Genomic DNA, 11,740 nt, shown 5'->3' with positions numbered 1-11,740 from the left:
TCATGGAATCGTGGATTGATGCGGTCAGCACCCTGCGCGCTCAGCGGCGCGCAGCGGTACTGCTGACCGTCACCGCGGTGCGCGGACATGCTCCACGTGAAGCCGGAGCCAAAATGGTCATCGCCGCAGATGAAACCTTCGGGTCGGTCGGTGGCGGAAACCTGGAAATGGTGGCTATCACCCGGGCCCGCGAGCTGATCAGCCAGGGGACAACAAGCCCGGAAACCATGGAACTGAGGTTGAACGACAAGGCCCCGGCTACCTATGGCCGTCAGTGCTGCGGCGGGGAGGTGAAGCTCTTGCTCGAACCGTTGCCGGTGCCAAAAACGGTGGCAATTTTTGGGTTGGGACATGTGGGAATGGAGCTGGCTCGCATCCTCTCCCGCCACCCTATCGACCTGTATCTCACGGACTCGCGACCCGATACGGTCGACGCCGCGAGATTGTTGCAGCCCAGCGTTGCTTCGATCCAAGCCCAGGTTGCAGTCATGGGGGAGCAGGTGCTCAGCACGCTTCCCGAAGGCAGCCATGTGTTGATCATGACCCATGATCATGCCGAGGACTTCCACCTCAGTGATGCCGCCTTGCGCCATCCTTCGCTGGGATCCATCGGGTTGATCGGATCCAAGGCCAAGTGGGTTCGTTTCCGCAAGAACCTGACCAACAGCGGACACACCGAACAGCAGATCTCACGGATCCAGTGCCCCATCGGGATTCCCCAGGTGTCCGGCAAGCAGCCGGCGGTGATCGCCATCAGCGTGGCAGCCCAGCTCATGGGCCTGCTGGCGGAGCCGCCTGCGGCCAAGCGCTCGCCGAATGTTTTAGAGCTACGGGCCTAGCTAGTTACCGGCAACCGCCCGGGCAGCCTCGCGCACCCGGGTGATCTGCTCGGGGCTGACCTGGCAGCAGCCGCCGATCAGTCGTGCACCGGCAGCGATGAGTTCAGGAACCGCCGAAGGCAGGTCGTTGCCCTCGGTACCGGGAACCCAGACGCGGGCCTCGTGGTCCCAGGTTTCGCCGCTGTTCGGGTAGGCGGATAACGGCAGGCCGGTTTCTTCGCCAAGGATGCGCAGAGCGGCGACTGCTTGCGGTACTGGGCAGCAGTTCACGCCCACACCGGCCCAGACACCGGATTCGGCAACAAGCTTCGCGGCAACCCGCAGATCCGTGCCATCACCCAAGACGATCTGCCCGCGCTCATCGGCGCGGACATTCACGCTGAGAATGGCCGGCAGCTCAAGGTCCTTGGCCAGCAAGGTCAGCGCTTCGACCTCGGCCATGCTTGGCACGGTCTCGAAGATGATGACATCGGCTCCGGTGCCCGCCAGAATGGCCAGGCGTTCGCGGTGCCATTGCGCCAGTTCGGCAGCGTCCAGATCGTAGGCGCCGTCGTATTCGGTGCCAGCACCCGGACCTGCGCCGTAGGGCCCTACCGACGCGGCGACCCAACGCGCGGAATCCTGGGCATTATCGGTGGCGGCTTCCTTCGCCAGCGCAACGCTGGTGCGCAGCATGGTTTCGAACTGGCCGGCGGAGCCTGCCTGTTCCAAGCCGTCACGGCTGATCTGGTAGGAGCAGGTGGTGGCGACCTGGGCGCCGGCGGCAAAAAAGTCCTGGTGCGCCGCGCGGACCTCATCGGGGCGATCCATCAGGATCTGTGCAGACCACAGTTCCCCGGTGACGTCATTGCCGCGATCGGCTAGATGGGTGCCAAGGCCCCCGTCGAGGATGATCGGGCCGGTTCCTTCGGCGTTCAGAGCGTCACGGAAATTGCTGGGGTGTTTTGCGGTAAGCACGTCATCGAGGGTACACGCAGAGGGCCGAGATGACCGATCTTGACGCGATGTGACTGCACATGACGGGCCCGCCCTATCGGTTGCAGGAATCTCGATATTCTTGAGCGCATTCATTTTAGAAGGAGCCCCATGGCTGAGAGCACCACAAGCACCCGCGAGAGCACAGAAACCGAGTCCGGGCTGCGCAGAACCATGACCTCGCGACACCTGGTCATGATCGCCCTAGGCGGGGTGATCGGATCGGGACTGTTCGTCTCCTCCGGCTACACCATTTCCCAGGCCGGGCCGCTGGGAGCCGTGCTGGCCTACGCGGTGGGCGCCCTGGTGGCCTACATGGTGATGAGCGGGCTGGGCGAGCTTTCTGCAAAACATCCGGTGGCCGGCGGCTTCCACGCCCACGCCACCCGCGATTTGGGCCCGGCCTGGGGATTCGCCACGGCATGGCTGTACTGGCTGTGCTGGGCAGTAGCCCTGGCCAGCGAGTTCACCGCGGCCGGATTGCTGATGCAGCGCTGGTTCCCCTCGGTATCGGTATGGGTCTTCTCGCTGATCTTCGCCGCGCTGCTCTTCGCCCTCAACGCGATTTCCTCGCGGGTCTTCGGCGAAACCGAATTCTGGTTCGCACTGATCAAGGTGGCCGCGGTGCTGCTGGTCATCGTCGTCGGCGTCGCCACGATCATCGGCATCAACCCGGCCAGCGAGGCCGGGGCCATCGGCTTCTCGAACTTCCAGACCGAGGATGGCTTGTTCCCGACCGGGATCACCGGCGTGCTGGTGACCATCCTGTCGGTGTTCTACGCCTTCAGCGGCACCGAGCTGATCGGTGTTGCCGCCGGCGAGGCGAAGAATCCGCAGCTGAGCATCCCGCGGGCCATCCGCACCGCCGTAGTGCGCCTGACAGTATTCTTCATCGGCGCCATCGTGGTGATTGCGGCGATCATTCCCTTCTCTGAAGCGGGCGCCAATGAGAGCCCGTTCGTGACCGTCCTGGATGCCGCCGGCCTGCCAGCGGGCGCCGACATCATGAACTTCGTGATCATCACGGCCCTGCTCTCGGCCGGCAACTCCGGGCTGTACTCCTGCGCCCGCATGCTGCATTCCATGGGCGCGGCAGGACAGGCACCCAAGGCGCTGTCCAAGACCAATAGCCGCGGCATCCCGATGCTGGCACTGAGCCTGTCCATGCTTGGCGGGCTGGTATCCCTGTTCTCCAGCTTCATCGCCGCGGAATCCTTGTTCCTCGCGCTGGTGTCCATCGCAGGGTTCGCGGTGGTGGCCGTGTGGATCGTGATTTGCGCATCGCATCTGTCCTTCCGCCGCCACTATGTCGCCGTGCACGGATCCACCGACTCCCTGCCTTACAAGGCGCCATTGTTCCCGGTTCTGCCGATCATCGCCTTGGTGCTGCTGGCTGCCTCGCTGATTGGCGTGGGATTTGATCCGGTGCAGCGCCCGGCCTTGTATTACGGCGTCCCCTTCACCCTGGCCTGCTTGGGCTATTACCGGTGGCGCCACGGCGCTGGGGTTTTCAGCCCACAGCGTGAGGCAGCAAGCTCGGGAACTGATCGCGCGGCCTAGGAGTTAAAGAGGGTAGATGCGCTCGCAGAGCGTGCCGTTAACCCCTTCAACCAGGAGTGATAGTCGTGTCCATGTTCAACAAATTGATCCGCAAGGGCAAGCAGATGGCCGGCGAGTACGTGCGCGAGCAGCTCAACGAGCGCAGTTCGCAGAAATCGCGCGGTACAACTCCCAGCTATTCGCAGCAGCAGCGTCCGAACTACAACAACCAGCGTCCGGCATCCGGCGTCTCGCGCGAGGACCAGGCGGCGATCGAGAAGTACAAGTACATGCTGCGCACCGCACCGCCCCAGGACATGGAACGCGCCCACGCCGAGGCCTTTGCCCGTTTGACCCCGCAGCAGCGCGCGCTGTTGCAGGCTGAGCTCTCCGAGCAGTTGCCGGCAGCAGAACGCCCGGCCAGCGATCAGCCCCAGGATTTGGCGCGGGCCGCAACGCGTGCCGAGGTTTCCCGTCCCGGATTCATGGAAAAGATCCTGGGTTCAGGCTCCGGACGCTCGCGCATGGCAGGCGGCCTGGCCGCCGGTGCCGGCGGGCTGGGCGTAGGCTTGCTCGGCGGCGTGGCTGGCGCGTTCATCGGCACCGCGATCGCCGGCCCTTTGCTGGAGGGCTTCGCCGGGATCGGCGAGGAATTCGGGTCCATGGCCGAGGGCCTGGGCGATACCGTCTCCGGTGCCGGGGACCAGATCTCCGCGGCCGGCGACGGGCTCTTCGGCGATTTCCTTGGCGGAGCCGGCGGGGATTTCGGCGACTTCGAATTCTAGCGTGAAACCCGAATGCCGCTAGCAGGTGATCAACCTGCTAGCGGCATTTCTGTTGTGCTACTGCTCCACCAGCGGCAGGTGGACCAGGGCCCGCTGGCCGTTCTGGACCATGAAACCGCGTCCCGGAGGGAACTCATGGCGCTTGACCCGGGGGAACGGCACCTTGAACAGCGAGTCCCCGTCGTAGGCGTCGGGCTTCAGCGCCAGGCCATGGCGGCTGGCCTTCAGCTCGCCGAGCAGGCCGAAGCTGGAGGACAGGGAGTTGATATCCCCATCGGCGATCAGGAAATGGTCGGATCGGTTGATGGCCTTGAGCAGTTCCTTCAGCGGTCGTTCCGCATCGGAGTCGGCGAACTCGGCGAAGTTCTCGATGACGAAGACCATCTTGCCGGGCATGGAATCGTCGGCGACCAGATCCAGCATGTCCTTGGCGAACTGGCGGGCCTCGGTCGGGCCATTGGCAATGCCGCTCCAGGTCCGCCAGCCGCGCAGTTCGGCTCGGCGGCCGCCGATGTGGAAGAACTGGGTTGCTGGGTTGGCGCGATGCAGCGAATTGACCATGGAACGCAGCGCCGTGGTCTTGCCGCTTTGCGGGGGACCAGCCACTACGAAAGTGCCCACCGGCTCGAAACCGCATGGTCCCAGGGTGGCATCGGATAGGCCGATGACCGGCTGGCCGTTGAAGGCATCGGGCAGTTCAGCCTCATCCAGAACCTGCGGCAGCGATCTGATAGAGGCGGCCTGAGGAGCGCCGGATGCCCGCAGCTCTTCAGCCCAGCTCGTGGCCAGGGCAGTCTGCTCGGCCACGTTGGCGGTACCGCCGAGCACCGCGATCTGGGCTTCGTGGCCCTTGATGATCGCACGTCCCGGGGCGCTGCGTTCGCTGAGCACATCGCGGGCCACGCCCAGGACGTTGTAGGCCTGCTCGTCAGCCATGCGCAAGACCACCCGCTGGGTGATATTTGCGCTGATCGCGGTGGGCACGGCACCGAACCGGTCGGCAGTAGCAACTACGTGCACGCCCAAGGGGCGGCCCTCGCCGACGATCCGCATGAAGATCTGGTAGAACTCCCCGCGGCCATGGCCCAGTTCCCAGTCGCTGCGGAACTGGCCGAAGCCGTCGATCAGCACGATAATGCGCGGTTCATCCAGATTCCCGGTGACCTGCCTGTACTCGCTCAGTGACGCGGCATTCACCGCTGCGTAGCGGTCGGAACGGTCATCGAGGTGTTCAGCCAAGGTGCGGAAGAGCCGCTGGATGCGCTCGGTGTCATCGCCGCCGATCACCGCGCCGATATGCGGCAATGCTTCAAGGGAGCGCAATGAGCTGGCACCGAACTCCAGCGCATAAACGGCCGCTGCGCCGGCGCCCGGATTTGCTCCGGCTGCCATGGCAATGCTGCGCAGCGCCACCGACTTGCCTGCGCCCGAGGTGCCGTAGATCAGCAGATGTCCATCGGAATCCGGCTCGAACCAGGCGGTCTGCTGCGCCTGGTGCTCGGGGATGTCAGCCAGGGCCAGCGGGATCTTGCTGTCGCTGTCCGGGGCCAGGTCGCGCAGGTCGATGGTGGCCGAAAGATCATCAAGCCAGGGACGGCGCGGAGCTGGAATCCCGGCGGCATGGGAGGCGGAAATGAAGCTGGTGACCAGGCGCTTCTGGTCGTTGGGACCGGAGTTCTCCTCCAGAGCGGCGCCCTCGGCTTCGGGCTGCTCCCAGACCCGGGTACCGCCAAAGCGCAGGTCCTCGACGCGGACCTTGCCGTTCTCGGTTTCATGAGGGAGCCCATGGTGGATTTTTTTGCGTCTGTATCGTTTGTAGATGACGACGATCGAGAGAATGACTGATGGCTAAAAACAATTCCGATTCAAACGCTATTCGATTCATCTCCGAATCAGGACATCATCGTCCGAGAATTCGCAGAAGTCTTTTCCTGCTTGGCGGAGGGGTGATCTTAGCGGGCGTGGGAACGTTTCTAATCACCAATGGCCTGCCGGACTACTCTGTTCGTAGAGCTCAACTAACTGTGCAGTTGATCCCGCTTGTACTCGGCGTCCTCGCCTTGATCTTTGGCGTAGTCGGTCTGGTAAGCGCGCTCATAGGATTTGCTCGGTCAGGATCAGCGGCAACGGACTTGGTCGTTGATCAGGACGGACTGACTGACTATTCGTGACGGACGGCTACTGCCTTGGGCAACGATCAAGGAAGTTACCAGTATTGAATATGTGAATGAAGCGAAGATCCAGTTGCTTTGGGACAAATCGGAGCTTCATCGTGCGTTGCTTGTCAAAGTTGGCAACGCGAGCAATTCGACGTCGGCGGACATCGGAACTGGTGAATCACAGTTCAAGGTCAGTCTCTTGCGTTATCCGGCCAGGGACTACGCAAAAAACTATCAAGCTGTTTTAGATCAATTTAGTCGGCGCAAGGTCGTGGTCAATCACGAGAAAAAGTGGAAACAAACATAGCCGATTGATACGGCACGATAGAGCAGATTCAAGGCAAATTCTGCGGAACGCCAAGACGTGAAAAGGCAGTGCGAACAGCAATGCAAGATCGCCTATAGGATCTGCTGAAAGTCTAGTTTTGAATATTAAAGCAAGAAGCCCAGTTCATTATGAACTGGGCTTCTTGCTTGCTGCCGGTTAGCTCCCTACTTCTTCAGGTGGTCAACCAGCTGCGAAGCGATGCCGTTGTAGGTGCCCGGGGTCAGTGACTGCAGACGCTGCTCGGCCTCTGCCGACAAGCCGAGCTCGCCAACGAATTCCTTCAGGCGCGTTGCATCCACGCGGTGTCCGCGGGTCAGGTCCTTCAGGCGCTCGTATGGGTTGTCCATGCCTTCAACTCCGGCGATAGCTTCAGCGCGCATGACCATCTGGATGGCCTCGGCAAGAACTTCCCAGTTGTGGTCCAGGTCGTCAGCCAATACAGCTTCGGCAACGTCCAGACGGTCCAGACCCTTGGCAACATTGGAGATCGCCAGAACCGAGTGGCCGATGGCGGTGCCGATGTTGCGCTGCGAGGAGGAGTCGGTCAGGTCGCGCTGCCAGCGGCTGGTCACCAGGGTTGAACCCAGGGTGTTGAGCAGGCCATTGGAGATTTCCAAGTTGGCTTCGGCATTTTCGAAGCGAATTGGGTTCACCTTGTGCGGCATGGTCGACGAGCCGGTGGCACCAGCGACAGGGATCTGCACGAAGTAGCCGATGGAGATGTAGCTCCAGACATCGGTGCACAGGTTGTGCAGGATGCTGTTGAAGCGGGCGATGTCTGAGTAGACCTCTGCCTGCCAGTCGTGGGACTCGATCTGGGTGGTCAGCGGGTTCCAGGTCAGGCCCAGGTGCTCAACGAAGCTCTTGGAAACCTGCTGCCAGTCGGCGCTTGGCACCGAAGCGTAGTGGGCAGCGTAGGTGCCGGTGGCGCCGTTGATCTTGCCGAGGTACTCGGTCTTTTCGATGCGGTCCAGCTGGCGGGTCAGGCGCCATGCCAAGACGGCCAGTTCCTTGCCCAGGGTGGTTGGGGTGGCTGGCTGGCCGTGGGTGCGCGAGAGCATTGGAACTTCGCGGGAGTCTTCAGCCATCTTGGCCAGCTGTGCGACAAGATCGCGAGCTGCTGGCAGCCAGACATTGTTCACGCCGCCCTGAACGCCCAGGGCGTAGGAGAGGTTGTTGATGTCTTCGGAGGTGCAGCCGAAGTGGACCAGCGGCTTGAGGTTGCCAATGCCGATAGCTTCGAGGCGGTTGGCGATGTAGTACTCGACAGCCTTCACGTCGTGAACGGTCACTGCTTCAATCTCTGCCAGTTCCTTCACGGAATCTGCGTTGAAGTCGGTGACGATCTTTCGCAGGGCAGCCTTCTGATCATCAGTCAGCGGGGCAGTGCCTGGAAGAACGGAGTTGTCGGTCAAGTGGATCAGCCATTCAACTTCAACGTGAACGCGATCGCGGTTTAGAGCCGCTTCGGAAAGGTAGTCAACCAGCGGTGCCACGGCGCTGCGGTAGCGTCCGTCGAGGGCAGTCAAAGCCAGTGGTTCATTAGCAAGGGAAGTGCGCGCAATCTCAGCCATACTCATATTCTTCCATCACTGGCGCGCCATCACATCTTTTACTTCATGCAGGTTTCCACATCGAGCAACATTCCTGCACAGGCGCATCGAGCACACGCACATGATGAGGAACAGAATTCGAATGATGAGGAGCAGGAAAATGATGTTCTCAGCAACGTTGGACTCGATGGCTTTTCAGCTGGATGACGCCCAGAAAACCACGCGTTTCGCTATTACTCAGCTTGATTCTATTGGTCCGTTGACTTGGAAATCTGCTGCTGGACGTGCTTTCTACGAACGGGTGTTGGAGCTGAGCTCCTGGTTGGAACGGCTGAACCAGGAGCTGTCGGAATCCGAGGCTTATCTCAGTGCTGCCATTCGTGAGATCCAGGAACTGGAGTCGCAGATCGTGAAGCAGAAGATGGCGTTCTGATCATGGGGTATGACGTCAATTACAACGAAGCTGATTACGCGCAAGCGTATGGGATCTGCCTGAGGGTCTCGCAAGAACTTGCCGAAGTTCGAGACCGGGTGGTCGCTGTTCAGCGTACCGCGGTCCGATGCCAAGATGACATTGCTGCAGCGGCTATCGGTGCTTGCGTGGCTGCGCGTAGCCCCAGCCTGGACACTCTTATTTGGCGGCTGCGTGCATCGGTGTTCCACGCCGAGTCGTCGGGTTCTGAGAGCAGACGATTGAGTTCCGCCATTGGGCAGGCCGGCCGAAATTACGAAGCCACCGAGAACCGGGTGGAGCACCAAATTCTGTCCGAGAGTTTCATGCAGAAGCTTGGCGACGTCATTCAAAACATCAAGAACAACAACATGCGTCCACCCACTGGACACATGGAGACAATCCTGCGCATGTTGATGCTGCTGCGCCCGGATTTCATGTTGGACCGGGACAAGAGCTTCGGTGATCAGGTTGAAATCCAAACCAAGGAGTTGACCGAGCTGATGCGACACTTTGATTCACGTCGTGATGCCGAAATTGTCATTACCCAGCAGGACCCACCGCAAGAAGTCCAGGTGAATGGTGGACCGGAAAGCTTCTACGAACTCCACAGCATGCTCGAGGACCAGGGACCTGAGGGTAACGGAAAGTTCATGGTGGTAGAAATCGATGAGAATACTTATGCGGTGATTCTCCCCGGTACGCAAGAAAGGAATGGAGGTAAAAATCCTTGGGATGATTGGGGAATTGTTGATGGCCTAGGGCTTGAATCAGAGAACTATGTGGATGCCATCGCTGATGCCATTGAAGCCAGCGGTGCCAAGGAGGGAGACGAGATCATCTTGTCCGGATACTCTCAAGGCGGGATTCATGTGGCGCAGCTGATCAAGAACAAGTTCTTGAATCGCAAGTACACGATGAACAAGATGATCACTCTGGGCTCACCCATCGGCGGAATCGAAATCCCAGATCGCGTGCGCAGCCTGTCAGTTGAAGATGACAAGGATATGGTCCCGGGAACCGATGGAACGCCGAACAAGAATCGGGGCCGGAACCATTACACGACAATCTTTGACGGGCCACGCGAGAAGATCAAACCACTGCTTGATGAGCATTCCTTGTTCGGAGCGCCGCACCAGCTCAAGAACTATGGGGATCACTTGCGCGAGTTGGGTGAGAAACCGAAACCTGAAATCCGCGAGCACCTCAGGCACTTCCACTTGCCGAAAACTCCGATGAAAATTCGGAAGTTCAAGATTGAGCGCGTGCCTCGCAGGATGACAGAGAAACAACGCAGAGAAAACGAACAGAGGCTCAAGAATATGAGCCTTCCCCACTGATGCGGGTGGAGGCAGTAAAAAAGTGGTTTCCGCCGGGAAACCACTTTTATACGCTATGAACGCAGAGCCGGAGTCAGTCTCTGTCGCTCTTGACGAACAGTCCTAGGACAGCGGAGACGATCGCAATGATGATCGTTCCGGCAATGGCGTCCCACCAGAAGGACTCAATGTAGAGCTCGATGGGTGTGAAGCTGGTCAGCCACGAAGTGAGCAACAGCATCAGCGCATTGATCACGATAGTGAACAAGCCCAACGTCAGGCAGGTGATCGGCAAGGAGAAGAACTTGACGATAGGACGTACCAGGGCGTTAACCAAGCCGAAGATGACGGCGACAACGAGGTAGGCGATTGCGGTACTTGCTGCTCCGTCGCCGACAGCGTGAATCTGCAAGCCGGGGACAATCCAAACGGCGGCCGCGAGGGCCAAAGCATTAATGATGACTCGAATGAGGAAGCTCATGCTTTAACTCTGTCATAAAAAGCTGGGCTGGGTATGTGGAACGGATGTAATCAGCCCTTAAATGAGGGATAGGCTTTAGCTATGACTGAAAATCCGGTGACCCAAGACCAGGTGCAGCCACGCCCCGTCGTTGCACGTCTCCCAAAATACGCTGCAGGCAAGCCGCCAGCACCTGTAGAAGGCATCACTGCCTACAAACTGTCATCGAACGAGATTCCATTCGGCCCATTGGATACTGTGCACCAAGCCGTGATCGAGCAAAGCAGCTTGAACCGCTATCCAGATCCACTGTCGACCAAGCTGCGTGAAGCGCTGTCTGAGTACCTGGATGTGCCAGCTGAAGATATCGTCACCGGTGCCGGATCCCTCGGTGCGCTGACTCAAATTCTGAGCACCTTCGCGGGACAGAACGAAGATGGAATCCAGGACGAGGTAATTTACGCTTGGCGATCCTTCGAGGCTTACCCGATTCTCGTTCAGACCGCAGGTGCGCTTCCGGTGGAGATTCCGTTGCTGGAAGACGGACGTCACGATCTTGAAGCCATGATCGCTGCCGTCAATGAGAACACGTCGGTGATCTTGCTGTGCACGCCTAATAATCCGACGGGGCCAATCCTGACCCAGGCCGAAGTCGATGACTTCTTGGCCCGAGTTCCCAAGAACGTCCTGGTGGTTCTGGACGAGGCCTACATCGAGTTCGTTCGCGATGAGAAGTCGGTAGATGGGCTCCATACCTACAACGAACACGAGAACGTTGTCCTGCTGCGTACTTTCTCGAAGGCTCATGGCCTGGCGAATTTGCGGGTTGGCTATTCTGTCGCCCACCCGGATATCACCAATAACATCCGCGTGATGGCTACGCCGTTTGCGGTATCAAGCGTTGCTGAAGATGCCGCTGTCGCTTCGTTGTCGCAAATTGACCGTGTGCTTGAACGCGTCGACTCGTTGGTTCAGGAACGCGAGCGCGTGGTGGTGGCGTTGAAGGATCAGGGCTGGAAGATCCCTTCGACCCAAGCGAACTTCGTCTGGTTGCCCTTGGGTGAAAAGACTTCGGAGTTCGTGGAGCGGGCAAATGCTGTCGCGCTTTCGGTGCGTGGTTTCGCCAATGAAGGCGTGCGGGTATCGATCGGCGAAGTGGAAGCTAATGATCGATTCATTGAACTGTGCAAGGAATCACTGTATTTGGCGCATAGCTGATTGGTGCTGTTGTCTCGCGTTTTAGCGGTCAATGGCTATAGGCTTAGGAGTTAGACAAGCCGTATATGTCCCATGCGGAATGTATTCCGTGTGGGGCATATTCATGATCAAAGG

At 59.7% G+C, this 11,740-nt stretch carries 13 protein-coding genes; 9 read left to right on the top strand and 4 right to left on the bottom strand.

Annotation, left to right across the window (positions count from 1 at the left end):
* The first annotated feature begins 2 nt into the window (after positions 1-2).
* On the top strand, positions 3-839 hold the full coding sequence (gene xdhC / locus D3791_RS05870) for a xanthine dehydrogenase accessory protein XdhC (protein WP_172511571.1): 837 nt from the start codon (positions 3-5) through the stop codon (positions 837-839).
* Here xdhC and mmuM read toward each other — a convergent pair whose 3' ends face one another.
* Positions 840-1,796 carry a homocysteine S-methyltransferase gene (mmuM, locus tag D3791_RS05865; RefSeq protein ID WP_246242362.1) on the bottom strand — a complete coding sequence of 319 codons (957 nt, stop codon included), beginning with the start codon at positions 1,794-1,796 and terminating at the stop codon, positions 840-842.
* Between the two features lie 129 nt (positions 1,797-1,925).
* On the opposite strand from mmuM, the gene D3791_RS05860 reads away from it, so the two are divergent.
* Both D3791_RS05860 and D3791_RS05855 read left to right on the top strand, forming a co-directional pair.
* Positions 1,926-3,374, top strand: coding sequence for an amino acid permease (locus D3791_RS05860; protein ID WP_172511569.1), 1,449 nt, complete (start codon positions 1,926-1,928; stop codon positions 3,372-3,374).
* A gap of 71 nt (positions 3,375-3,445) precedes the next feature.
* The gene (locus D3791_RS05855; protein ID WP_172511568.1) at positions 3,446-4,138 is read left to right on the top strand and encodes a hypothetical protein; all 693 of its coding nucleotides are present in this window, start codon (positions 3,446-3,448) and stop codon (positions 4,136-4,138) included.
* Positions 4,139-4,195: 57 nt separating this feature from the next.
* Here the strand turns inward: D3791_RS05855 and D3791_RS05850 are convergent, their stop codons facing one another.
* The gene (locus tag D3791_RS05850; RefSeq protein ID WP_022876216.1) at positions 4,196-5,551 is read right to left on the bottom strand and encodes an FtsK/SpoIIIE domain-containing protein; all 1,356 of its coding nucleotides are present in this window, start codon (positions 5,549-5,551) and stop codon (positions 4,196-4,198) included.
* A gap of 36 nt (positions 5,552-5,587) precedes the next feature.
* Between D3791_RS05850 and D3791_RS16730 the strand changes: the two genes are divergently transcribed.
* The 3 genes from D3791_RS16730 to D3791_RS05840 are packed head-to-tail and all read left to right on the top strand — an operon-like array spanning position 5,588 to position 6,604.
* Positions 5,588-5,983 carry a hypothetical protein gene (locus tag D3791_RS16730; protein ID WP_246242358.1) on the top strand — a complete coding sequence of 132 codons (396 nt, stop codon included), beginning with the start codon at positions 5,588-5,590 and terminating at the stop codon, positions 5,981-5,983.
* On the top strand, positions 5,983-6,309 hold the full coding sequence (locus D3791_RS05845) for a hypothetical protein (RefSeq protein WP_172511567.1): 327 nt from the start codon (positions 5,983-5,985) through the stop codon (positions 6,307-6,309). The genes D3791_RS16730 and D3791_RS05845 overlap by 1 nt, the downstream gene beginning before the upstream one ends.
* A gap of 52 nt (positions 6,310-6,361) precedes the next feature.
* Positions 6,362-6,604 carry a hypothetical protein gene (locus D3791_RS05840; RefSeq protein WP_022876213.1) on the top strand — a complete coding sequence of 81 codons (243 nt, stop codon included), beginning with the start codon at positions 6,362-6,364 and terminating at the stop codon, positions 6,602-6,604.
* A 185-nt stretch (positions 6,605-6,789) separates the two neighbouring features.
* On the opposite strand, the gene purB is transcribed toward D3791_RS05840, so the two are convergent.
* Positions 6,790-8,199, bottom strand: a complete 1,410-nt coding sequence (gene purB, locus D3791_RS05835; protein ID WP_022876212.1) for an adenylosuccinate lyase — start codon at positions 8,197-8,199, stop codon at positions 6,790-6,792.
* Positions 8,200-8,338: 139 nt separating this feature from the next.
* Between purB and D3791_RS05830 the strand changes: the two genes are divergently transcribed.
* Together D3791_RS05830 and D3791_RS05825 are read left to right on the top strand one after the other, a co-directional pair.
* Positions 8,339-8,611: a hypothetical protein gene (locus tag D3791_RS05830; RefSeq protein WP_152485554.1), complete on the top strand. Its 273-nt coding sequence runs from the start codon at positions 8,339-8,341 to the stop codon at positions 8,609-8,611.
* A gap of 2 nt (positions 8,612-8,613) precedes the next feature.
* Positions 8,614-9,969, top strand: coding sequence for a hypothetical protein (locus D3791_RS05825; protein ID WP_172511566.1), 1,356 nt, complete (start codon positions 8,614-8,616; stop codon positions 9,967-9,969).
* 73 nt (positions 9,970-10,042) lie between these two features.
* Here D3791_RS05825 and D3791_RS05820 read toward each other — a convergent pair whose 3' ends face one another.
* Positions 10,043-10,429, bottom strand: a complete 387-nt coding sequence (locus tag D3791_RS05820) for a phage holin family protein (protein ID WP_022876209.1) — start codon at positions 10,427-10,429, stop codon at positions 10,043-10,045.
* An 81-nt stretch (positions 10,430-10,510) separates the two neighbouring features.
* Here D3791_RS05820 and D3791_RS05815 point away from each other — a divergent pair, with 81 nt between their 5' ends.
* Complete coding sequence (locus D3791_RS05815; protein ID WP_052165285.1) at positions 10,511-11,626, top strand: histidinol-phosphate transaminase; 1,116 nt, start codon at positions 10,511-10,513, stop codon at positions 11,624-11,626.
* The last annotated feature ends 114 nt before the right edge of the window (positions 11,627-11,740 follow it).

This window comes from Glutamicibacter mishrai (genome assembly GCF_012221945.1).
Classification (GTDB): domain Bacteria; phylum Actinomycetota; class Actinomycetes; order Actinomycetales; family Micrococcaceae; genus Glutamicibacter; species Glutamicibacter mishrai.
The sequence above is the reverse complement of the archived record's forward strand: the minus strand, read 5'-3'. Positions and strand labels throughout refer to the sequence as shown.